Origin of the sequence: Curtobacterium sp. 9128 (assembly GCF_007673775.1) — a bacterium.
Lineage (GTDB): Bacteria > Actinomycetota > Actinomycetes > Actinomycetales > Microbacteriaceae > Curtobacterium.
Map to the genome: position 1 here is coordinate 72,668 of NZ_VEAF01000005.1, position 22,083 is coordinate 94,750.

Sequence of the window (22,083 nt, forward strand, 5' to 3'; positions counted from 1 at the left end):
TCTCGGCCGTCAGCCCCTCCGACGACCCCGTTGGTCACGCTAACAGACGCGTATTTTCCTCACCACCGTGAGGCAAACCGCTGTGGACGGCCTCCGCGACCTGCACGCGTGTGACCCGCCCGGAGTCGACCATGAACCCCCGCCCGAGCGGGAAGTCCGACCGCGTGCAGCGCGGGAACGCGGTTCGGAACAGCGTCAGTCCGTCGGTCTCCTCCGGCTGCAGGGCGATCCCGGCGCGGGCGGTCTTGAGCTCCGCGAAGAGCTGCCACGCGCTCGGCGCCGTCACGGTGTCGGCCTCGGCGAGCACGAACACACCGGCGCGACGTGCTGCCTTGATCAGGCGCGCGACCTGGGTCTCGGCTGGCAGCCCCTCGAAGTCCCCGACGTTCTCGATGACGATCACCGGTTCCGGCCCCGTCCCGCTGCCCGACTCGAGCGTCGACACCAGGCGCCCGGCGAGCGCGTCCGCGCTGTCGGAGTCCGTCGCGACCTCCGCCCAGTCGGTGGCGTCGCGGAGCGCGCTCCGCCGCCCGACCACCAGGTAGGCGGGGCGGTCCGGGAAGGTCGCCGTGACGGAGTCGATGAGGGTGCGCATGGTGGTGGTGCGTCCGGAGCCGAACGGCCCGGTCACGACGAACAGGCCGTCGGTCGGGATGCCGACGGGGAGCAGCGTGTCGTCGGCGAGCCCGATCGTCGGGCGGCCCGCGACGGAGCTCGGCAGGGTGGAGGCCGGGACGGACGTCGGCAGTCGCCGGATCTCCGGGGTCGCCGGGACGCCGCGGGCGACGAGCGACCGGGAGAGCGCATCGACGGCGGCGGCCTGCACGACGAGGTCGGCGCTGCCCGCGGGGACCGCCACCTGGACCTCGTGCTCACCGACGAGGCCGCGACCGGGCACCGCCTCGACGAGGACGTCCGACGGCACGTCCGCGGCGTTGTACTCGATGTCACTGGCGAGACGGAGGACGACCCGCTCGCCGATGCTGGCCTGCAGACCCGTGGGGAACGCCCCCACCCGGTCGGCGGACATCACCAGGTGCACGCCGAGCGCGCGTCCCGTCGACGCCAGCGCGAGGACCTGGTCGAACAGCTGCAGCGACCCGGGACGGAACTCGTACTCGTTCCGGAAGGCGCCCATGCCGTCGACGAGCACGATGATCCGAGGCTCAGCGGCCCCGGTGACGGCGCGGTACTCGCTCAGGGTGGCGGTCCGTGCCGCGGCGAACCGGACGGACCGGTCGGCGAGCACGCCCTCGAGCTCGACGAGCAGCCGGGTGATGCGTTCGTCGTCGGGGCCGCTGATCACCGAGCCGACGGTGGGCAGGCCCTCGAGCATCGCCAGTCCGCCGCCACCGAAGTCGAGCGCGTGGATCTGGACCGGGTGTCGGTCGGCGACGGAGGACGCGGCGATCGCGACGGTCCGGAGCGCCGCGGACTTGCCGGCACCACCGGTTCCGAGCACCGCGACGTTGCCGACGACGTCGAGGTCGAGCAGGTACGGCTGCTGCCGCTGTTCCTCGGGGAGGTCTATCGTGCCGACGGCGAGCGCCGAGCCACCGGACGTCGGTAGGTCGGCGAGGTCGATCCCGGCGCCGAGCTGGTCGAGCCAGGGGCGGCGCGGCACCGCGAGGGACCGCCGGTCGGCAGCGGCGGCGATGGTGCGGGCGAGCCGCTCGATGTCCTTTGCCCGGGCGGTGTCGCGCGGCGGGCGCGGTGCGCTCGGCCATATCGGACCAGGGCCGAACGGGAAGTCCTGCACCTCGACGTCGGGCTCGTGCGCCACGTCCTCCGAACGGCCGCCGAGGTAGGCGGTCTGGAAGTCGGTCACCCGACCGGGTCCGGTCTTCGCGGCGGCGCGCCCCGGCGTCCCCGGGTCGAACCACGCGGCGTCCGGCACGCCGAGCACGTCGGCGCTGTCCACCTCGTCGGCCACGCGGAGCGCGATGCGGAGGTTCGTGTTCGCGCGCAGGGAGTCCTTGATGACGCCGCTCGGGCGCTGCGTCGCCATGACGAGGTGGAGTCCGAGCGAGCGGCCGCGCTGGGCCACGTCGATGACGCCGTCGATGAACTCCGGGATCTCGGTCGCGAGCGCCGCGAACTCGTCGATCACGATGACGAGGGACGGCGGGGCTGCCGCATCGCCGCGCTGCTCCAGCGTCACGAGGTCCTTGGCACCGCGCTCGTTGAGCAGGTGCTCCCGGTACCGCAGTTCCGCGCGGAGCGACGTCAGCGCCCGACGGACCAGGTGCGGACCGAGGTCGGTGACGAGCCCGACGGTGTGCGGGAGTGCGACGCACTCGGCGAACGCGGCCCCGCCCTTGTAGTCCACGAGCAGGAACGTCACCCGGTCCGGGGCGTACTCCGCGGCGATGCCCATGATCCAGGTCTGCAGGAACTCGCTCTTGCCCGACCCCGTGGTCCCGCCGACGAGCGCGTGCGGACCGTGCGCGCGGAGGTCGAGGGCGAGCGGCTCGCTCGGCCCCTGCCCGACGACGGCTCGGATGCCGCTGGACTCACGCCCCGATCCGGGGACCCAGTCCGCCACGAGGCTGTCGTTCTTGACCCAGCGGCTGACCACCGCGTCGGGGTCGTCCGCGACGTCGCCCTCGTACAGGTCCACGAACGCCACGCTGTGCGGCAGGTCGGTCTCGTCGAGCACCCGCGCGCCGGAGTCCTGCACCGGCGCGACGGCCCGCGCCGCCGTCGCCGCCTCGATGCCGTCGACGCGCTCCAGCGCCTCGAGGACGACGGCCTGACCGGAACGCACGAAGCCGACCGTGGCGGTGCCGGTCGACCGGTCCAGGGCGACGTAGGTCCGGCAGACGACGGGCAGCGCCTGCAGCGTCGGCGCGAGCCAGAGCACGAAGACGCCGAAGTCCGGGCCCTCCTCGGCGAGCGCCACGAGCCGCGCTCGGTCCGCCGGGGCCTCGGCCGTGACGACGACGAGGACCGCCGGCACGGCGGGGAGGCGGTCCACGGACTCGCCGTGGTCCTCGTCGAGCGCGCGGTGCTCGTCGATCCGGGATCGGACCTGTTCCCCGCGGCCGGCGCCGGCGTCCCGACGCCGCGCCACGAGTCCCTCGAGTTCGGCCAGCAGGGTGGAGGCGCCGGCGAAGTCGCGGACGAGGCCGCCGGACCGCAGGGGGCTGTACGGGGAGTCGACGTGCGGCAGCCACTTGAGCCAGCCCCACTGGTCGGTGGTCGTCCCGCCGGCGAACGCGGTGACGACGAGGTCGGCGGGGCTGTGCAGCCCGGCGAGCTGCACGACGAGCGAGCGGGCGACGTCGTCCGCGGCCAGCCCGGTGCCGGCGACACCGATCGCCCCGGCGCGTTCCAGGGTCTCGATGACCGGGACCGGGCCGACCGAGCGGTACTCGTCGGCGAGTTCCTCGGCGCGGTTCCAGTCGTCGACGCTGCCGGAGTTCTTCGACGGCATCGTGATCGTGGACCGGGACGGCTGCGTCCCGGTGCCGAAGCGGACCTCGAGGAACGTCGTGTGCTCGGGCTTGCGCGTCCACAGCAGTGCCGAGCGGTCCCGCATCGCCGCGGTGACGACGGCCGACGCCGGTGACTCGGTCAGGCGGGCCTCGACCTCGCGCTCGCGCTCGGCGGCGAGCCGGGTCCGGACGTCGGCGAGCGACGCCTCGAACCGCTGCCGTTCGTCGCGCTTCCGCCGCTTGACCTGGACCCGCTGGTCGATCCAGGTGCCGATCATGATGACCGGGGAGAGGGCGATGAAGATCAGCGTGTACGGCTGTCTCGTCACCAGGAAGAGCACGGCACCGAGCACGATCGGGGCCAGGATCGCCAGGATCGGCAGTCGCGGCTTCTCCCCCGGCACCGGGATCTCGGGCAGCGTGGACGACTTCCCGCGGTACGCCGGGTCGACGCGCGGGGACCGGGAGAAGGCGTCGTGGCTCGGCACCCCCGCGGCACCCGGGGTACCTGGTACCGCCGGGACTCCGGTGCGGGCGAGCGGCACGATCCGCAGGCGCGACTGCCCGACCTGGATCGTGGTCGTGGGCTCGACGAAGGCCCGCGCGACGAGTCGTCCGTCGACCGCGACGCCGTTCGCCGAGTTGCCGTCGACGACCTCGATGGTCTCCCCCACCACCACGGAGGCGTGCCGTCGGGACACCTGGTCGTCGGAGGCGAGGTAGACCTGCGCCATCTGGTCGCGCCCGATGAGGTTGACCCCCTCGGACAGCGTGTACTCGTTGCCGGCCTCCGGCCCGTCGATGACCTGGACGACCGCGGCCGGGGCGTCCTCCACGTCGTCCCCGCGTCGACGCTCGGTCACGGGGACGACCTCGATCCGGCAGCCGGACCGCAGGGACGACTCGTGGACGGTGGCCGAGGGGTTGAGCAGGCGCGCCTGGGCTCGGTCGGGGAACTGCGCCCGGAGCGTGAGCGGCGCACCCGACGTCGGGTTGCCGGTGGCGAGTCGGTTCGCGAGGCTCCCGATCGTCGCGGTCACGTCCGCGGTCAGCACGACGTCGCGATCGGCTCCGGCCGTGTCGCCGATGGTCAACTTGAGTTTCACCGGTCACCCCCCGGCGCCCATCCTAGGCACCCGCCAGGAGGCCGCTCCAGGCCCGTCCGTGGACGGTCGCGTTCCGCTGACGGGGCCGTGTGCACGCACGATCGCCGCCGATCAGGCGATGATGGTCCGCATGAGGGGATCGTGGACGTTCGCCGAGACGTGTCGGCTCGTGGTCAGCAGCTACCTGTGGATGGCTGCGGTCACCACGCCGGCGACGGGGGTCGCCTGGTACGGGATCACCCTGCTCGGGGCGGTGCGGGCCGGCAACGGTGCCGATGCGTTCGCCGTCCTGGGCAACGCCGTGGTGCTGTGGGTGGCGATCGTCGTCGTCGTTGCCGGCCTCGTCACGATGGGCGGTGCGGTCGTCGCGCTCCCGTTCACGCACGTCGCGGGCCTCGCGCTGCAGCAGTCCGGGTCGCGAGCGGTCCACGTGACGACGCACGCACTGCTGGCCGGCGTGCTGGGCGCCCTGACCGCCACGGTCATCGCGCTCGTGTGGGCCGGCGCGCCGACGATCGACTTCCCGATCGCGGTCTCGGTCGCGGCAGGAGCGGCCGCGGCGATCGCCCGCGCGCGACAGCTGCGACCGGAGCGCGTCCCTGACCAGGAGCGGTCCCGAGCGGACGACCCGCACCGGACCGGTGACTAGGAGCGGTACCCGACCAGACGGCGCACCGCTTCCTCCACACGGGAGCGACGTTCCCGGTCGTCCACCGGCTCCGTGAACGCGGCGTCGGGCAGGGCCACCTCGGCCCCGACCAGCCCGAGCACGTACCCGAGCAGCTCGGCGGGGTCGAACACCTCCGGGTCGACCGCGCCCCCGGCGGACCCGGCGAGCGCCGACACCGCCTCGGCGAACGCCGGCTCGCCCGGTCGCGGCACCGTCCCCCCGGAACGGGTCCGGTCGTACAGCTCCCCCGCGAACCCCGGGAGGTCCTCCGGGTCGAACCGCACACCACCGAGCATCGTCATGCGCTGAGCCTACGGACGGGACCCCACAGTCCGTCCCAGGGCGGGGACCGCCGGACGGGAGGCTCGTGGCGACGCCGCCACGAGCCTCCCGTCCGGCACCCGACCGGCGGTGCGGACTACGCGGCCGAGCCGATCGCGTCCAGCTCCGCGACCGCGTCGGCCGGCAGCTCGTACCCGGCGGACGCGACGTTGTCGCGCAGGTGCGCGACCGACGACGTCCCGGGGATGAGCAGCATGTTGGGCGACCGCTGCAGCAGCCAGGCCAGCGCGACGGTCAGGCGGGAGACCTCGAGCCGGGCGGCGACGGCGTCGAGCGCGTCGGACTGCAGCGGCGAGAAGCCACCGAGCGGGAAGTACGGCACGTAGGCGATGCCCTGCGAGGCCGTGAGCTCGACGAGGGCGTCGTCCTCGCGCCGTGCGACGTTGTAGAGGTTCTGGACGCAGACGACCGGGGCGATGGTCTGCGCCTCGGCGAGCTGCTCGGCGGAGACCGTGGAGAGCCCGAGGTGGTTGATCAGGCCCTGCTGCTGGAGTTCGGCGAGCGCCTCGAACTGCGGCGCGATCGAGCCGGCCTGCGGCGCGTCGAACCCGCCCATCCGCAGGTTGACGACGTCGAGCCGCTCGACACCGAGGCGCTCGAGGTTGCCGTGCACCTGCTCGACGAGCTCGTGGGGCTCGCGGGCGTTCGGCCAGCCGCCCTGCTCGTCGCGTCGGGCACCGACCTTGGTGACGATGCGGAGGTCCTCCGGGTAGGGGTGCAGTGCCTCGCGGATGAGCTCGTTCGTGACGTGCGGGCCGTAGTAGTCGGAGGTGTCGATGTGGGTGATGCCGAGCTCGACGACCGTCCGGAGGACCCGGACGGCTTCGTCGCGGTCGGCGGGCGGTCCGAAGACGTGCGGGCCGGACAGCTGCATCGCGCCGTACCCGACGCGCGTGAGTTCGAGGTCGTCGGCGAGGCGGAAGGTGCCGCCGGGGAGCGTCGTGTTGGTCATGCCTCCCACGATCCTCCGCCGCGCCTGACGGTGCCAGGACCTGCCCGTCCCTGGGTCTGCCGGTCCCGGAATCCGCGGTGTCAGCCGGCGGTGGGACGCACCGGTCGCGGGAAGGTCTGGCGCATGTGGTCGGACGTCAGCACGTCGCCGATGCCGATCATCAGCAGCGAGAACACGATCTGCTCGATCACCATCCAGAACGGGTACAGCCCGGGGATCGCCGCGATGACGAGGGTCACGACGGGGAAGATCCGGCTGAACAGCCGCAGCCGCTGGTACGCCCAGTAGTACCCGAGCTGCGCGCGCCAGGCGAAGACGTAGAGCGTGAGGGTGATGAGCAGGACCACGGTGGCACGGAACCACACGGCCCACGGCACGGTCTCGCCGGCGTGGGTGAGCAGCGTGGCCACGACGATGGCCGCGAGCCCGACGACGGTCTCCGCCACGAGCAGCCACCGGATCCAGCGGAACGACCGCACCGTCGCGGGGTGGGCGAGCATGTCCTCGCGGATCACGTAGTCGGCCTGGCGGCCGCCGGCCAGTCGGTCGAGCCGGAGGCGGCACCAGAGCCGGTCGGCCCGGTCCGCCAGGGAGTGCTGCGTCACCCGTCCATGGTGCCGCATCCGACGCCCGTCACGCGCCACGGGCCTCCCGGGAGGCACGGGTCGCCTCCGGCGGTTCCGTCTCGCGGCCCGTCCGTCGCGTCTCGGGCGTCACCCGGCTGGCAGCAGTTCCGCACCACCCATGATGGTGGTGGTGTTCCAGTCGAGGACGACGAGCGAGTGCACCTCGTGCGGCAGGATCTGCGGGATGCCAACGTCGATCACCGCCGCGGTGGCACCGTGCGGGATCGTCCCGACCTCGACGGGGTCGCCGTCCGGGATCCAGGTGGTGTGCGGCCCGGAGCCGACGACGTCTCCGCCGGTGAGCTGCACACGGATGTCGGCGTCCGTCAGGTCGGTGTGGAACCCGGTGATCGTCACGCGGAGCGATCGGTCCCAGGAGCGCACCACCGTGACGTGCCCGGTCGTGTCGGCGCCGATCGGCACGATCGTGCCGTCCACGGGCGGCCCGGTGCGGTACCAGGGCAGCTCGACCGCCGGCGGGCCCGACGCGGTGTGCGCCGGCGTCGCGGCGTCCGACCGCGTCGGGCTCGTCGCGGTGTGGGTCACCGGTGGCGTCGCGAGCGCCCACGAGGAAGCGGCCACCGCACAGACGGCGGCGGCCGCTCCGACGACGACCCACCCCGTGCGGGTGGTCCCGTGTCCGGGCGACATGCCGGGAGCGTACAGCGCCCGGCGTGGGATCAGGTGCGCTTCCGGCGCTCGCGGACACGCATGTTGACGGTGATCGGGGTCCCCGCGAAGCCCCAGACCTCGCGGAGGCGCCGGGTGATGAACCGGCGGTACTGCGGGTCGAGGAACTGCGTCGTGAAGAGGACGAACGTCGGCGGCTGGCTCGCGGCCTGCGTGCCGAACAGGATGCGCGGCTGTCGACCACCGCGGACCGGGTGCGGGTGCTCCTGCACGAGTTCGGCGATGAAGGCGTTGACCTTGCCGGTGGGGATGCGGGTGTCCCACGACTCGAGCGCGGTCTCGAGGGCAGGGACGAGCCGCTCCAGGTGCCGGCCGGTGCGCGCGGAGATGTTCACCCGCGGAGCCCAGGCGACGTGCGCGAGGTCCTGTTCGATCTCGCGCTCGAGGTAGCGGCGACGCTCGTCGTCGAGGAGGTCCCACTTGTTGTAGGCCAGCACGAGGGCACGGCCGGACTCGAGGACGAGGTCGATGATGCGGAGGTCCTGCACCGAGATCGGCTCGGTGACGTCGAGGACGACCACGGCGACCTCGGCCTTCTCGAGCGCGGCGGTCGTGCGGAGGGAGGCGTAGAAGTCGGCGCCCTGCTGGAGGTGCACGCGCTTGCGGATGCCGGCGGTGTCGACGAAGCGCCAGACGCGCCCGCCGAGCTCGACCTGCTCGTCCACCGGGTCACGGGTGGTGCCGGCGAGCTCGTTGACGACGACGCGCTCCTCACCGGCGGCCTTGTTGAGCAGGGAGCTCTTGCCGACGTTCGGACGCCCGAGGATGGCGACGCGGCGGGGGCCGCCGATCTCCTGCTTGGCGACCGCGGACACGTCGGGCAGCGTGGTGATGATGAGGTCGAGGAGGTCCGCGACACCGCGGCCGTGCAGGGCCGACACCGGGTGCGGCTCGCCGAGGCCGAGGTTCCACAGCTCGTAGGCGTCGAGGTCGCGGCGGTCGTCGTCGGACTTGTTCGCGACGACGATGACCGGCTTGTCGGTGCCGCGGAGCATCTTCACGACGTGCTCGTCGGTCGCGGTGATGCCCACCGTCACGTCGACGACGAAGAGGACGGCGTCGGCGAGGTCGATCGCGACCTCGGCCTGGAGTGCGACGGAGGCGTTGATGCCCTTCGCGTCGGGCTCCCAGCCGCCGGTGTCGACGAGGGTGAAGCGCTTGTCGTTCCACTCGGCCTTGTAGCTGACGCGGTCGCGGGTGACGCCGGGGACGTCCTGCACGACGGCTTCACGGCGGCCGATGATGCGGTTGACGAGTGCCGACTTGCCGACGTTCGGCCGGCCGACGATCGCCAGCACCGGGAGCGCCGGCAGGTAGGCGACGCCGTCCTCGCCGAGCTGTCCCGCTTCGAGGAGCGCGACGTCCTCGTCGTCGAGGTCGTAGTCCTCGAGGCCGGCGCGGAGCGCGGTCGCCCGCTGCTCCGCCTCCTGCTCGTCGAGACTCGCCAGACGGTCGCCGAGGGCGTCGTCGTACTCCGGGAAGTCGTCGTGCTCTGGTCCGTTGTCCAGCTGCGCCATGGTGGGTTCCTTGCCGGCGGCCCTGCGGCCGCGTGTGTCCGGGCCCGTCGGGGCCGCTGTCAGTGTCCGGCCGCGCGGGCCAGGTCGACGACCGCCTGCACGGTCTGGTCGAAGTCGAGATCGGTGGAGTCGAGCGTCGTCACGCCGTCAGCGGCGTTCATGAAGTCGACGACCTTCGCGTCGGCTGCGTCCCGCCGGGCGAGGGCTGCCGAGGTCTCGGCGGCCGACTGGGTCGTGACCTCTGCCGAGCGTCGGGCCATTCTAACCTGCTCGTCGGCGGTCAGCAGGATCCGGACGTCGGCGTCGGGGGCGACGACGGTCGTGATGTCACGCCCCTCGGTGATGATCCCCTGCGCGTCGGTCCGTCGCATCACGTTCCGGAACAGCTGGACGAGCCGGTGCCGGACGTCCGGGAGCTTCGCGATGTGCGCGACCGCCGCGGTGACGTCCGGCGTCCGGATCGCGTCCGTGACGTCCGTGTCCCCGACCCGGACGAAGTACGCGTCCGGGTCGGTGCCGATCGCGTAGTCGAAGGTGTCCCAGCTCGCCAGGACGGCGTCGGCGTCGTCGAGGTCCACGCCCTGCTGCAGCGCGTGCCATGCCAGCGCACGGTAGGCGGCACCGGTGTCCTGGTAGCCGAACCCGAGTGCCCGGGCGGCTGCCCTGGAGACGCTCGACTTGCCGCTGCCGGCGGGACCGTCGACCGCGATCACGAACTTCGCGACGTACGCGCCGTCGGTCAGGCCCGCGGGGATCGGGTCGCGGGTCATGCCGGGCTCACCGCCGCCGTCGCCGTCGAGCCCGCCGGCGCCGGCGCCGATCGGGCCGGACTGCCCCTCCGGGGTCGGCAGCCCCGTGTCGGGACCGTCGGGTCCGCCGGTCACGCCGGAGTCCTCGTTCACGCCCGAGTCGTCGTTCACGCCCATGCTGCTGCGATCCTCCATCCGCGGCTCTCGAGTTCCTCGACGAGTCGCTGTTCCTGCTCCGGGACGACCGACACCTCGACGATGCCGATCGGTGCCCCTGGTGAGTGTTCGAGGCGCATGTCCTCGAGGTTGATGCCGATCTCGCCGATGGTCGTCAGGAGTTCGGCGATCTGCCCCGGCCGGTCGTCCACCAGGACGACGACCTGCGCGTACCGCCTGGTGGTGCCGTGCTTGCCGGGGAGCCGCTCCACCCCGCGGTTGCCCGATGCCATCGTCTCGGCGATCGTGCGCGGCGCGCCGGGCGCTGCCGGGTCGGCCAGGGCGTCGATGACCCGCGTGAGCTCGTCCCGCAGGTCGTCGAGCACCGGTCGGATGTGGGCCGCGTTGGCGCCGATGATCTGCACCCAGAGGCCGGGGTCGCTCGCGGCGACCCGGGTGACGTCCCGGATGCCCCCGCCCGCGAGCCCGAGCGCCTCCTCCGGTGCGTCGCGGAGCCGCGAGGCCATGAGCGTGGACACGAGCTGCGGCACGTGCGACATGATCGCGACCGCGCGGTCGTGGGGACCCGGCTCCATCGGCACGACGGTCGCTCCGAGGTCGAGCGCGAGCGCCTCGACCACGGCGGCCCGACGGTGGGTGATGGCGTCGTGCCCGGCGACGACCCATGGTCGCCCGATGAACAGGTCGGCACGCGCCGCCGTCGGACCGCTGCGCTCCCGCCCGGCCATGGGGTGGGAACCGATGTACCGCGCGACGTCGGCGCCGACGGCGCGGAGCTGGTCGAGCGGGACGGACTTCACGCTCGCGACGTCCGTGACGACCGCGTCGGGGTGGTCGGCGAGTTCGCGTTCGACGACCTGCGCGGTGACGTCGGGCGGGACCGCGACGACGACGAGCTCGGGGGCGTCGCCGGCCGCCGGGCGTCGGCCTGCGCCGTAGTCGACAGCGAGCGCCAGGGCTGCTGGCGACACGTCGTCGAGGATCACCTCGACGCCGCGCTGCCGGAGCCCGAGACCGATCGACGCCCCGAGGAGGCCGGTGCCGACGACGCGCACGGGGCCGTGGAGCCGGCGGTCGGGCTCCGACGTGCTGCCGGCGAGGTGCGTCTGGGTCACCCGGTCAGCCTACCGACCGGGCCGGAGCGGGCGGTGCCGCCCGCGGCCGTCGACGCGCTCAGCGCGGTTCGGTCAGGGCGATGGTCGCCGCGCGTGCGGCCTGAAGTACCTCCGCCTCGGTCGCGTCCGTGCCGAGCGCGGCGAAGAGGGCCGCGCTGACGGTGTCGAACGCCATCCGTGCTCGCAACGTCTCGGTGCGGGGCGCGTCGGCGGGGACGAGGCGGGCGACCACCTCGTCGAACCACGTGCGGATGTCGCCGCCCTCGTCCGCGAGCTTCTGCATCATCGGCCGGTTGGCGTGGGCGAACCGCATCCCGCGGATCCGCTGCGGTGAGGTCGCGTCGACCCAGCGCAGGGCGGTGCGGCGCAGCAGGTCGGGACCCGGTGGCTGCTCGTCGATCCAGGCGAGCAGCGCGTCGAGCTCGTCCCGGCGGTCGTCGACCAGCGCCCGGATGATCGCCTCCTTGCCGGCGAAGTGGTAGTAGAGCGAGGACTTGGTGATCCCCAGCGCCTCGGCGATGTCGCGGATGGACGTGCCCTCGTACCCGCGAGCGGTGAACAGCTCGAGCGCGACGCGCAGGATCTCGGCACGGGTCTCGCTCCCAGGACGACGGCTCGGCGGTTCGGTGGGCACGGCGACCATCCTACTTGCCGAACGATCGTTCGGTAGCTACGCTCCCGCTGACCGAACGATCGTTCGGCAACGATGGAAGGAACCACCATGAACGAGCAACCACGCATCGCGGTCGTCGGGGCGGGGCCGGGAGGCCTCCTCTGCGCCCGTGTCCTGCAGCGCGCCGGGGTCGACGTCACCGTGTACGACGCCGACGCCTCCAGCACCGCCAGGAACCAGGGCGGCACACTCGACCTGCACGCCGACAGCGGACAGATCGCGATCGAGGACGCCGGCCTCGTCGCCGAGTTCGCGGCACTCGCACGGCCAGAGGGGCAGTCGAAGCGGATGGTCGCGCCGGACGGCACGATGCTGATGGAGCACGTCGCGGCGGCGGACGAGTTCGCCGCTCCCGAGATCGACCGAGCTCAGCTCCGCGGGATGCTCGCCGATTCGCTCCGACCGGGCACGATCCGATGGGGTCACCGGCTCGTCCACGTCGTCCCCGGCACGCCGCACGAACTCGTCTTCGCCGACGGCCTCGTGGAACAGGCGGACGTCGTCGTCGGTGCCGACGGCGCCTGGTCACGGGTCCGTGCAGCGCTGACCGACGTGCTCCCCCGCTACACCGGCGTGAGCTTCGTGGAACTGCTCTTCGAGCGCGCGTCGACGGAGCACCCGGAGGTCGCCCGGCTCGTCGGCGACGGACACCTCTGGGCCAACGGCGACGGCCGCACGATCATCCTGCAGCGGAACAGCGACGACGTGATCCGGGGCTACCTCGGCATGCGCATCGGCCTCGACTGGCTCGCCGAGGCGGGCCTCGGGACAGCCGACGGCCGTGGGGGTCTGCTCGTCGGCAGTCCCGGACTCGACGCCGACGCCACGCAGGCGACGGACACCGAACGAGTCCGGACAGAACTGCGTCGACGCTTCGCGGACTTCGCCCCGGAGCTCCTCCGACTGGTCGACGAGAGCGATGGACCCCTGGCCAACCGGCCGATCACGGCGCTGCCGACGCCCACCTCGTGGGCGCGCGTCCCCGGGATCACGCTGCTCGGTGACGCCGCGCACGTGATGTCCCCGTTCGGCGGGAACGGCGTGAACCTCGCGCTGCTCGACGGCGCCGAACTCGCCGGCGCCGTCGTCCGCGCGCTCCGGGACGGCACCGACACCGACGAAGCGCTGCGTGGGTACGAGCAGATCATGACCGCACGCGGTGCCGGAATCGGTCGAGCAGCGAACGACGCGATCGCCGAGCACTTCGCCGCCGGCGGGCCGGACCTCGACGGAGTGCCGGACTTCGACGTCGAGGCCGAACGCTGGCGCGCGGGGGCCGAGGCCTACCGCGCCGCCCAGCGTCCATGAGGGCCGTGCTCAGTCGCTGGTCTCCGCGGAGTCGGGGCCGGTCGGGGCCGTCGCGCCCCGGGCGATGCCGAGCAGCTTGCCGAGCTCGACGTTGCTGAGCTCCCGGGTGCGCCCGCTCGGCAGGCTCCCGAGGTGCAGCGGACCGAAGGAGCGGCGCACCAGCTCCTGCACCGGGTGGTCGACCGCGTCGAGCATGCGGCGGACGATCCGGTTCCGGCCCGAGTGCAGCGTGATCTCGACGAGGGACTCGCCGCGGGACGACTCGAGCAGTCGGACCTTGTCGGCGGCGATCGGCCCGTCCTCCAGGTCGATGCCGTCGAGGAGCTGCTGGACCGTCGCCGGGTTGACGTTGCCGGCGACCTTCGCGATGTAGGTCTTGGTCACGCCGAAGGACGGGTGCGCGAGCACGTGGGCGAGCGCCCCGTCGTTCGTCAGCAGGAGCAGGCCCGACGTCTCGGCGTCGAGGCGGCCGACGTTGAACAGCCGCTCCTCGTACTTCTCGACGTACTGGGACAGGTCCGCGCGCCCGCGCTCGTCGAGCATGCTCGAGACGACGCCCGTCGGCTTGTTGAGCAGCACGTAGCGGCGTGACGTGTCCACCTGGACGGGGACACCGTCCACGGCGATCGCGTCGTGCTCGGGATCGACCCGGCGGCCGAGCGCATCGACGACCGCGCCGTTGACCGTCACGCGGCCCTCGGCGATGAGGTTCTCGGCGACCCGTCGGGACGCGACTCCCGCGGCGGCCATCACCTTCTGCAGGCGTTCGCCCTCCTGCTGGAGGTCGGCCGGCGTCGCGGCGGCACCGTCGGCAGCGTCCCAGTCGGGGATGATCGGGCGCTCGGGTGTGCCCTCGACGGGCGTCCCGGCAGCGTCGCGCTCACCCTCGGGTCGAGGCGTCGTCGCACGGTTCCGGACCGTGGCCGTCCCGCCGACGTAGCGGCGGCCGTTGTGCCAGACGCGGCTCGCCTGCCCGTCACCGCGGGCTTCGTCGCGGGCGTCGTTGCGGCGTCCACCGTCCCGCCGGCCACCGTCACGACGGTCGTCACGGCGGTCCCGCTGGTCCCGCTCGGCGTTGCTCCACCGGGGACGGTCGGTCCTGCGGTCGCCGGTCGGTGCCGGACGTCGGTCGTCGTCGCGGCGGCCGTACGCGCGGTCGCCCGTCGCCCGGTCGTCCTGCCGCGGTCGTGCGGCGCGGTCGTCGTCGCGACGGCCGTACCCGCGGTCGCCGTCCGGACGGCCGTACCCACGCCCGCCGGCACCGCGGTCGTCACGGCGGCCGTACGAACGGTCCCCCGCACCACGGTCGTCACGACGCGAGGCGCTCCGGTCGTCGTCACGACGACCGTACGGACGATCCGACCCGCGGTCGTCACGACGACCGTACGAACGGTCACCGGCACCACGGTCGTCACGACGCGAGGCGCTCCGGTCGTCGTCACGACGACCGTACGGACGATCCGACCCACGGTCGTCACGACGACCGTACGAACGGTCCCCGGCACCACGGTCGTCACGGCGCGGGGCGCTCCGGTCGTCGTCACGACGACCGTACGGACGATCCGACCCACGGTCGTCACGACGACCGTACGAACGGTCCCCGGCACCACGGTCGTCACGCCGCGGGGCGCTCCGGTCGTCGTCACGACGACCGTACCCGCGGTCGGGACCGCCACGGTCGTCACGGCGAGCTCCGCCGCGGTCGTCACGCTGTCCCCCGGTGGGACGCCCGCCCCACCCGCCGCGGTCCGACCCACCGGACCGGCCGCTGTACCCACCACGGTCCGACCCACCGGACCGGCCGCTGTACCCGCCACGGTCCGATGCGCCGGACCGGCCACCGGCGCCACGGTCCGAGCCGGAGCGGTCTCCGTACCCACCGCGGTCTGCACCGCCGCGGTCCGAGCCACCGGACCGCGCACCGTACCCGCGGTCCGACCCGGAGCGGTTCCCGTACCCGTCGTCGCCGCGACCGGCACCGCCCGGGCGACCCGAGCCTCCAGTCCGTCCGCCGCCGGATCGGCCGGCGTCTCGGCCGCCTGCTCCCCCGCGACCGGCGCCGCCGTGTCGTCCGTCCTCATACGCGGCCATCGGGGATCCCTTCGTTCTGCTCGAACCCGTCAGCACCGTCGTCCAGGAGGGGCGAGATGAGCGGGAGTTCCTCGAGCGAGTTGATGCCGAGCTGCTGCAGGAGCAGCCCGGACGTGACGTAGTTGACGGCGCCGGTCTCGGAGTCGGTGAACGACTCCTCGATGAGTCCGCGCGCCACCAGGGTGCGGACGACCCCGTCGACGTTGACGGCCCGGATCGCGGCGATCTGGGAGCGGGTGATCGGTTGCTTGTAGGCGATGACGGCCAGCGTCTCGAGTGCGGCCTGGGAGAGCCTCGACGGCCGTTCGGACTCGACGAACTGCTCGACCACGTCGTCGAGTTCGGCGCGGACGTAGAAGCGCCAGCCGCCGCCGACCTCGCGGAGTTCGAAGCCGCGACGGACGGTCCCGTCGACCCCGTCGAAGTCGGCGACGAGCCGTTCGACGGCCTGTCGGACGACGGGCACGGGAGCGCCGACCGCTGCCCCGAGGGCCACGAGGGACTGCGGCTCGTCGGCGATCATCAGGATGGCCTCGAGCTGCCGGTCGACCGGCACGTCGGACGCGGCCGACGCGGACGCGGCCGCGTCGGCCCGGATGGCCTGTTCGACGGCGCGCGCGTCGGCGACCTCGTCGGCGCCACCGGGTTCGGCGCTCGACACGTCGTGGACGTCATCCGTCATAGTCGGCTCCAAGGTTGGCGAGGCTCTCGTCGGTCCAGTGCTCCGCGGTCCACCGCAGGGTGAGCTCCCCGAGCGGTTCGTCCTGCGCGAAGGTGATCGACGCGTTCCGGTAGAGCTCGAGGATCGCGAGGAAACGAGCCACCACGATACCCGTGATCGCGACCCCGGCGACCAGCTCGCGGAACGAGACGTCGGGATCACCGGACTCGGCCCGGGTCCGGAGGATCGACACGACGACGGCTGCCTGCTCCCGGATGCTGACCAGGGGGGCGTGCAGGTGGTCGAGTCCGACGGTCGGGATCTCCCGCGGGGCGAACGCGAGGGTCGCCAGCGCGGCGAAGTCCTGCACCGACAGTGTCCAGACGAGCTCGGGTGTGCGGGCACGGAACCGTTCCTCGAGGCGGACGCTCCGGACGTGGCGCCGCGACTCGGTGGTCCAGCGCGCGCCGAACCAGTCGGCGGCCTGCTTGAACGCGCGGTACTGCAGGAGTCGGGCGAAGAGCAGGTCGCGTGCCTCGAGGAGCGCGACGTCCTCGGCGTCGACGAGCTCCCCCTGCGGCAGGAGCCCGACGATCTTCAGGTCGAGCAGGGTCGCGGCGACGACGAGGAACTCGCTCGCCTCGTCGAGTTCGTCGGCGGACTCCGCCTGGCGGACGTAGGCGATGAACTCCCCGGTGACGGCGCCGAGGGACACCTCGGTGATGTCCATCTCGTGCTTCGTGATGAGGGAGAGCAGGAGGTCGAACGGACCGTCGAAGTTCCGGAGTCGGACCCGGAAGCCCGTCGACTCGGGGGCTGCCGGGTCGCTGCTCGGCGACGCCGACAGTGCTGCCGGCTCCGGCGCTGCCGGCTCCGAGGCTGCCGGGTCGCTGCTCGGCGACGCCGACAGTGCTGCCGACTCCGGCGCTGCCGGCTCCGGCGTGGGGGCGTCAGGCGACGGCGCCACGCTGGACGAGCTCCCGTGCGAGCTGCCGGTAGGCGTGTGCCGCGGCGTGGTCCGGCGCGGTATGCGTGATCGGCCGGGCCGAAACGGTGGCGTCCGGGAACTTCACGGTCCGCCCGATCACGGTGTCGAGCACCCGCTCGTCGAAGGTGTCGACGACGCGCTCCATGACCTCGCGGGAGTGCAGGGTCCTGGAGTCGTACATCGTGGCGAGGATGCCGTCGAGCTGCAGCGCCGGGTTGAGCCGGTCGCGCACCTTGTCGATCGTCTCGATGAGGAGCGCGACGCCGCGGAGGGCGAAGAACTCGCACTCGAGCGGGATCAGCACGCCGTGCGCCGCGGTGAGGGCGTTCACGGTGAGCAGGCCGAGCGACGGCTGGCAGTCGACGAGGATCACGTCGTAGTCCCCGGCGACCTTGCGCAGCACGCTCGCGAGGATCTGCTCGCGCGCGACCTCGTTGACCAGGTGGACCTCGGCCGCCGACAGGTCGATGTTCGCCGGGATCACGTCCAGCCCGGGGGTGTTCGTCGGCTGGATGACCTGGTTCGGGTCCTTGATGGCGCCCATCAGCAGGTCGTACACGGTGGGGATGTCGTGGGTGCGGACCCCGAGCCCCGCGGAGAGCGCGCCCTGCGGATCGAAGTCGACCGCGAGGACCTTGCGCCCGTACTCCGCGAGCGCGGCGCCGAGGTTGATCGAGGTGGTGGTCTTGCCGACCCCGCCCTTCTGGTTGCAGAGGGCGATGATGCGTGCGGGCCCGTGACCGTCGAGCTCCTCCGGCACGGGGAACGCCCGAACGGGCCGGCCGGTCGGACCGTAGGTGGTCTCGCCGGTGCCGGGCTGTGTCGTCGGGTTGGTGCTCACCTGGTCATCGTACCGGCGGTGGAGGCGCGGGCCGGGTCGCACCGCCGAGCCGGGTGACCGGCGGGACGGACCCGTCAGGCGGCGCGGAGCGCGACGCGCATGCTGTCGACCCGCTCGGCGATGACCGGGTCGGTCGACCACCGCTGCTGCAGTCGGCCGACGAGCACGCCGATCTGCTCACGGTCGAGGCCGGGTCGCAGCGCGAGCCCCACCGTCAGCTCCGGTCCGGCGAAGCGTCCGAGCGGATCCCCCGGTTCGAGCTCGACCCGTGCGACGGCGGGCTCGCCGTCGACCGACGCGGCGAACGCCTCCGCGACGGACGGGTCCTCGAAGCAGGGCGTCCACGGCAGGTCCTGCCCGATCGCCCAGACGGCCGGTCGACGCAGGACGAACTCGCTCGACGACGTCGGGTCGAGCACGACGAGTTGCGTGTCCTCGCTCGCGGCCGCCATCGCGACCCGGCGGGACTCGACGGGGATCGGTCGCGCGGTGACGTCCCAGGCCTGCATCGCGGCCACGGAGGTGAACGCCGGCATCACGGTGCGGCCGTCGGGGCCGGCGACCGTCACGATCGAGAGCTCCTGCGTCTTGTCGACGAGCCGGCCATCCGGGGTCGTACCGACCTCACCCGCCTCGGCGACGAGCGGGACGAGGAGGCGGGCCGTGCGGAGCGCCGCCACGACCTCTCCCTGGGAGGCGCCGGACGGCAGGGCGGCGATGGCGGCGATGAGTGCGGGGTCGGCCAGGCCGTCGTCGTCCGCGAAGGCGTCGTCGTGCGCGTCGAACGTCCGGCCGGCCCAGGGGAACCCGGCCGAGTCGGTCGCGTGCGCGTGCGCCGGTTCCGCGTCGGTCGGCCCGGAGCCCCGGCCGTTCGAGATGCCCGCCACCGGACTACGCGGATGCGACGTCGAGGGCGGCCGGCAGGGTGAACGCGCCCGAGTACAGCGCCTTGCCGATGATCGCGCCCTCGAGCCCGTGCGGCACGAGCTCCCGGAGCGCCACGAGGTCGTCGAGCGTCGAGATCCCGCCGGACGCCACGACGGGCTGGTCCGTCCGGTCACAGACCTGGCGGAGCAGGTCGACGTTCGGCCCCTGCAGGGTGCCGTCCTTCGTCACGTCGGTCACGACGTACCGCGCGCACCCCGCGTCCTCGAGACGGTCGAGTACCTCCCAGAGGTCGCCGGCGTCCTCGGTCCAGCCGCGGCTCGCCAGCGTGGTCCCCCGGACGTCGAGCCCGACGGCGATCTGCTCGCCGTACTCACCGATGACCCGTGCCGCCCAGGACGGGTTCTCGAGCGCCGCGGTGCCGAGGTTGACGCGGGCAGCCCCCGTCGCGAGCGCTGCCTCGAGGGAAGCGTCGTCGCGGATGCCGCCGGAGAGCTCGACCGAGACGCCCTCGACCTCGCGGATGGCCTGCGCGATCACGCGGCGGTTGTCGCCGCGCCCGAACGCCGCGTCGAGGTCGACGAGGTGGATCCACTCCGCGCCCTGCTCACGCCAGGTGCGTGCCGCGGTGACCGGGTCGCCGTACGCGGTCTCACTGCCGGCTTCCCCCTGGGTGAGGCGGACCGCCTGCCCGTCGACGACGTCGACGGCAGGCAGCAGGACGAGGGGCGGGGTCGAGCTCAGGTCGGTCATGGTCCTGTCGGTTTCGTTGCGTGGTGCGGTGGCCGGACGGGAGGCTCGGCTCGGCTCCGTCCGCCGGTGTCGGTCGTGCGCGTGGTGCGGTGTGCGGTGCGGGTCAGAGTGACCCGACCCAGTTGCGGAGCATCCGGATGCCCGGCTCACCCGACTTCTCGGGGTGGAACTGGGTCGCGGTGAGGGGACCGTTCTCGACGGCCGCGATGAACCGCTGCCCGTGTTCGGCCCACGTGAGCTTCGGCGCGCGGAAGGGTCCGTACGCCTCGAGCGGGAAGTCGGTCACGCCGTAGGAGTGCACGAAGTAGAACCGCTCGTCGTGCAGACCGTCGAAGAGCACCGAGTCCTCCGGCGCCTCGATCGTGTTCCACCCCATGTGCGGCAGGACCGGCGCGTCGATCTGCTCGACGGTGCCCGGCCACTGACCGAGCCCCTCGACGTCCGCGCCCCGCTCGACACCGCGGGAGAACAGCACCTGCATGCCGACGCAGATGCCGAGCACCGGACGGCCGCCAGCGAGCCGGTGGTCGACGATCTCCCCGCCCTGGACGCCCTCGAGCTGGTCGATGACGGCGCCGAACGCCCCGACGCCCGGTACCAGGAGTCCGTCGGCGTCGAGCGCGGTCCGCTTGTCCGCGGACAGCGTCACGTCCGCCCCGGCGCGTTCGAGGGCCTTCGCTGCCGAGTGCACGTTGCCGGACCCGTAGTCGAGGACGACGACGTTCGGCCGCGCGGTCACAGTGCGCCCTTGGTCGAGGGGATGCCGTCCACGCGGGGGTCGAGCTCCACCGCGCGGCGCATCGCCCGAGCGAAGGCCTTGAACTCGGCCTCGGCGATGTGGTGCGGGTCTCGGCCGGCGAGCACGCGGACGTGCACGGTGATGCCGGCGTTCACGGTGATCGCCTCGAACACGTGGCGGACCATCGACCCGGTGAAGTGCCCTCCGATGCGGTGGAAGGCGAAGCCCTCGGGCTCGCCGGAGTGCACGAGGTAGGGACGACCGGACACGTCGACCACGGCCTGCGCGAGTGCCTCGTCGAGCGGGACGAGGGCGTCGCCGTAGCGGCCGATGCCGGCGCGGTCACCGAGGGCCTGCTTGAGGGCCTGCCCGAGCACGATGCCGGTGTCCTCGACGGTGTGGTGCACGTCGATGTGCGTGTCACCGGTGGACCGCACACGGAGGTCGATCAGCGAGTGCTTGCTGAACGCGGTCAGCATGTGGTCGAAGAACGGCACGCTGGTGTCGATGTCGGACGAACCCGAGCCGTCCAGGTCGAGTTCGAGTTCGATGCTCGACTCGCTGGTCGTACGGCTGATCGTGGCGGTGCGCGCGGTCATGCTGCAACCCTAACCGGCGGCTGTTCGGCGGCGACCTCGCGCATGGCGTCGAGGAAGGCGGTCGTCTCCTCGGCGGTCCCGGCGCTCACCCGCAGGTGGTTCGGGATCCCGAGGTCGCGGACGATCACGTCGCGCGCCAGCAGGGACTCGAACGCCGCACGGGGATCGGCGACCCCGCCGAAGAGGACGAAGTTCGACCACGTGTCGTGCGGCGCGTAGCCCATCTCGCGGAGCCCGGCCACCATGCGGTCGCGCTGCCCGCGGATGTCGTCGACCATCGCGAGCATCTCCGGCGCGTGCCGGAGCGCGGCGACCGCGGCGGCCTGCGTCAGCGCCGACAGGTGGTACGGGAGGCGCACGAGCCGGAGGGCATCGACCACGGCAGGGTGCGCGGCGAGGTACCCGACCCGCGCACCGGCGAAGGCGAAGGCCTTGCTCATCGTCCGCGAGACGACGAGCCGTTCGCGGCCCGGCAGCAGCGTCAACGCGGTCGGCTGACCGACGGGCATGAACTCGGCGTAGGCCTCGTCGACCATGACGATGCCGTCGGTGGCGTCGTAGACGGCCTCGATCGTCGCGAGGTCGAGCGGCGTCCCCGTGGGGTTGTTCGGCCCGCACAGGAAGACGATGTCCGGGCGGTGCTCGTGGACGGCCGCAGCGGCCGTCTCCGGCGAGATCCGGAACTCCGCGTCACGCTCGGCGGCGATCCACCGCGTACCGGTGCCCGAGGCGATGATCGAGTGCATCGAGTAGGTGGGCGGGAACCCGAGGACGCTCCGCCCCGGACCGCCGAAGGCCTGCAGCAACTGCTGGATGACCTCGTTCGAGCCGTTCGCCGCCCAGATGTGCTCGGGGGTGAGGTCGTGCCCGAGGTAGCCGGCGAGCGATGCCCGCAGCTCGGTGAACTCCCGGTCGGGGTAGCGGTTCACGGTGACGAGCGCCTGGCGGATCGAGGCGACGATGTCGTCGGCGACGTCCTGCGGCACGGGATGCGTGTTCTCGTTGACGTTGAGCTGCACGCGGACGTGCTTCTGCGGGGCGCCGTAGGGGCTCTGCCCGCGCAGGTCGTCTCGGATCGGGAGGTCTTCGAGCGTGAATGCCACCGATCCATCGTAGAGCGGTGGGGCCGCCACCGGACCGGCCGTCCGGACGGTGTCCGCCGAG

At 72.8% G+C, this 22,083-nt stretch carries 20 protein-coding genes; 2 read left to right on the plus strand and 18 right to left on the minus strand.

Going from position 1 to position 22,083, the window contains the following annotated elements; genetic code table 11:
- Window positions 1-34: 34 nt before the first annotated feature.
- Window positions 35-4,543, minus strand: coding sequence for an FtsK/SpoIIIE domain-containing protein (locus FS641_RS11795; protein WP_144764015.1), 4,509 nt, complete (start codon window positions 4,541-4,543; stop codon window positions 35-37).
- Window positions 4,544-4,673: 130 nt separating this feature from the next.
- Between FS641_RS11795 and FS641_RS11800 the strand changes: the two genes are divergently transcribed.
- Window positions 4,674-5,192: a hypothetical protein gene (locus FS641_RS11800; RefSeq protein ID WP_144764017.1), complete on the plus strand. Its 519-nt coding sequence runs from the start codon at window positions 4,674-4,676 to the stop codon at window positions 5,190-5,192.
- On the opposite strand, the gene FS641_RS11805 is transcribed toward FS641_RS11800, so the two are convergent.
- From FS641_RS11805 to FS641_RS11840, 8 genes are all read right to left on the minus strand, one after another.
- Window positions 5,189-5,515, minus strand: coding sequence for a hypothetical protein (locus FS641_RS11805; protein ID WP_144764019.1), 327 nt, complete (start codon window positions 5,513-5,515; stop codon window positions 5,189-5,191). The two genes, FS641_RS11800 and FS641_RS11805, sit on opposite strands and share 4 nt — an antisense overlap.
- Before the next feature lie 116 nt (window positions 5,516-5,631).
- Window positions 5,632-6,507: an oxidoreductase gene (locus FS641_RS11810; protein WP_144764021.1), complete on the minus strand. Its 876-nt coding sequence runs from the start codon at window positions 6,505-6,507 to the stop codon at window positions 5,632-5,634.
- Window positions 6,508-6,587: 80 nt separating this feature from the next.
- Window positions 6,588-7,112: a hypothetical protein gene (locus FS641_RS11815; protein ID WP_260855801.1), complete on the minus strand. Its 525-nt coding sequence runs from the start codon at window positions 7,110-7,112 to the stop codon at window positions 6,588-6,590.
- A 108-nt stretch (window positions 7,113-7,220) separates the two neighbouring features.
- A complete protein-coding gene (locus FS641_RS11820; RefSeq protein ID WP_144764025.1) occupies window positions 7,221-7,784 on the minus strand; it encodes a hypothetical protein in 564 nt (187 codons plus the stop codon).
- 29 nt (window positions 7,785-7,813) lie between these two features.
- Window positions 7,814-9,340 carry a ribosome biogenesis GTPase Der gene (gene der, locus FS641_RS11825; protein ID WP_144764027.1) on the minus strand — a complete coding sequence of 509 codons (1,527 nt, stop codon included), beginning with the start codon at window positions 9,338-9,340 and terminating at the stop codon, window positions 7,814-7,816.
- A gap of 59 nt (window positions 9,341-9,399) precedes the next feature.
- Window positions 9,400-10,110 (minus strand): (d)CMP kinase, encoded by a 711-nt coding sequence (gene cmk, locus FS641_RS11830; RefSeq protein WP_144764589.1) that lies wholly within the window; start codon window positions 10,108-10,110, stop codon window positions 9,400-9,402.
- A gap of 146 nt (window positions 10,111-10,256) precedes the next feature.
- A complete protein-coding gene (locus tag FS641_RS11835) occupies window positions 10,257-11,381 on the minus strand; it encodes a prephenate dehydrogenase (RefSeq protein ID WP_144764029.1) in 1,125 nt (374 codons plus the stop codon).
- A gap of 58 nt (window positions 11,382-11,439) precedes the next feature.
- Window positions 11,440-12,015 (minus strand): TetR/AcrR family transcriptional regulator, encoded by a 576-nt coding sequence (locus FS641_RS11840; protein ID WP_222122091.1) that lies wholly within the window; start codon window positions 12,013-12,015, stop codon window positions 11,440-11,442.
- 87 nt (window positions 12,016-12,102) lie between these two features.
- Between FS641_RS11840 and FS641_RS11845 the strand changes: the two genes are divergently transcribed.
- Window positions 12,103-13,362: an NAD(P)/FAD-dependent oxidoreductase gene (locus tag FS641_RS11845; RefSeq protein ID WP_144764032.1), complete on the plus strand. Its 1,260-nt coding sequence runs from the start codon at window positions 12,103-12,105 to the stop codon at window positions 13,360-13,362.
- A 9-nt stretch (window positions 13,363-13,371) separates the two neighbouring features.
- Here the strand turns inward: FS641_RS11845 and FS641_RS18445 are convergent, their stop codons facing one another.
- The 9 genes from FS641_RS18445 to FS641_RS11890 all read right to left on the minus strand — a co-directional run bounded on the left by FS641_RS18445 (window position 13,372) and on the right by FS641_RS11890 (window position 22,022).
- Window positions 13,372-14,112: a pseudouridine synthase gene (locus tag FS641_RS18445; RefSeq protein WP_260855824.1), complete on the minus strand. Its 741-nt coding sequence runs from the start codon at window positions 14,110-14,112 to the stop codon at window positions 13,372-13,374.
- Window positions 14,113-15,439: 1,327 nt separating this feature from the next.
- Window positions 15,440-16,135: an SMC-Scp complex subunit ScpB gene (gene scpB, locus FS641_RS11855; RefSeq protein ID WP_144764036.1), complete on the minus strand. Its 696-nt coding sequence runs from the start codon at window positions 16,133-16,135 to the stop codon at window positions 15,440-15,442.
- A complete protein-coding gene (locus FS641_RS11860; protein WP_395879556.1) occupies window positions 16,125-17,024 on the minus strand; it encodes a segregation and condensation protein A in 900 nt (299 codons plus the stop codon). Before FS641_RS11860 ends, scpB begins: the two co-directional genes overlap by 11 nt.
- 40 nt (window positions 17,025-17,064) lie before the next feature.
- Window positions 17,065-17,943 carry a ParA family protein gene (locus FS641_RS11865; RefSeq protein WP_144764038.1) on the minus strand — a complete coding sequence of 293 codons (879 nt, stop codon included), beginning with the start codon at window positions 17,941-17,943 and terminating at the stop codon, window positions 17,065-17,067.
- A gap of 74 nt (window positions 17,944-18,017) precedes the next feature.
- Window positions 18,018-18,830 carry an SseB family protein gene (locus tag FS641_RS11870; RefSeq protein ID WP_144764040.1) on the minus strand — a complete coding sequence of 271 codons (813 nt, stop codon included), beginning with the start codon at window positions 18,828-18,830 and terminating at the stop codon, window positions 18,018-18,020.
- Window positions 18,831-18,834: 4 nt separating this feature from the next.
- Window positions 18,835-19,581 carry a bifunctional 1-(5-phosphoribosyl)-5-((5-phosphoribosylamino)methylideneamino)imidazole-4-carboxamide isomerase/phosphoribosylanthranilate isomerase PriA gene (priA, locus tag FS641_RS11875; RefSeq protein ID WP_144764042.1) on the minus strand — a complete coding sequence of 249 codons (747 nt, stop codon included), beginning with the start codon at window positions 19,579-19,581 and terminating at the stop codon, window positions 18,835-18,837.
- A gap of 103 nt (window positions 19,582-19,684) precedes the next feature.
- Window positions 19,685-20,320, minus strand: a complete 636-nt coding sequence (gene hisH, locus FS641_RS11880; RefSeq protein WP_144764044.1) for an imidazole glycerol phosphate synthase subunit HisH — start codon at window positions 20,318-20,320, stop codon at window positions 19,685-19,687.
- Window positions 20,317-20,919 (minus strand): imidazoleglycerol-phosphate dehydratase HisB, encoded by a 603-nt coding sequence (gene hisB, locus FS641_RS11885; RefSeq protein WP_144764046.1) that lies wholly within the window; start codon window positions 20,917-20,919, stop codon window positions 20,317-20,319. Before hisB ends, hisH begins: the two co-directional genes overlap by 4 nt.
- The gene (locus FS641_RS11890) at window positions 20,916-22,022 is read right to left on the minus strand and encodes a histidinol-phosphate transaminase (protein WP_144764048.1); all 1,107 of its coding nucleotides are present in this window, start codon (window positions 22,020-22,022) and stop codon (window positions 20,916-20,918) included. Before FS641_RS11890 ends, hisB begins: the two co-directional genes overlap by 4 nt.
- Window positions 22,023-22,083 lie beyond the last annotated feature (61 nt).

Bases quoted from the DNA above. Each gene is read 5' to 3' on its own strand.
- FS641_RS11810 (WP_144764021.1), bottom strand. From the start codon at position 6,507: ATGACCAACACGACGCTCCCCGGCGGCACCTTCCGCCTCGCCGACGAC.
- cmk (WP_144764589.1), bottom strand. From the start codon at position 10,110: ATGACCCGCGACCCGATCCCCGCGGGCCTGACCGACGGCGCGTACGTC.
- FS641_RS11820 (WP_144764025.1), bottom strand. From the start codon at position 7,784: ATGTCGCCCGGACACGGGACCACCCGCACGGGGTGGGTCGTCGTCGGA.
- FS641_RS11800 (WP_144764017.1), top strand. From the start codon at position 4,674: ATGAGGGGATCGTGGACGTTCGCCGAGACGTGTCGGCTCGTGGTCAGC.
- scpB (WP_144764036.1), bottom strand. From the start codon at position 16,135: ATGACGGATGACGTCCACGACGTGTCGAGCGCCGAACCCGGTGGCGCC.
- der (WP_144764027.1), bottom strand. From the start codon at position 9,340: ATGGCGCAGCTGGACAACGGACCAGAGCACGACGACTTCCCGGAGTAC.
- FS641_RS11805 (WP_144764019.1), bottom strand. From the start codon at position 5,515: ATGACGATGCTCGGTGGTGTGCGGTTCGACCCGGAGGACCTCCCGGGG.
- priA (WP_144764042.1), bottom strand. From the start codon at position 19,581: ATGACCGACCTGAGCTCGACCCCGCCCCTCGTCCTGCTGCCTGCCGTC.
- FS641_RS18445 (WP_260855824.1), bottom strand. From the start codon at position 14,112: ATGGCCGCCGCGGGAGTCGCGTCCCGACGGGTCGCCGAGAACCTCATC.
- hisB (WP_144764046.1), bottom strand. From the start codon at position 20,919: ATGACCGCGCGCACCGCCACGATCAGCCGTACGACCAGCGAGTCGAGC.
- FS641_RS11845 (WP_144764032.1), top strand. From the start codon at position 12,103: ATGAACGAGCAACCACGCATCGCGGTCGTCGGGGCGGGGCCGGGAGGC.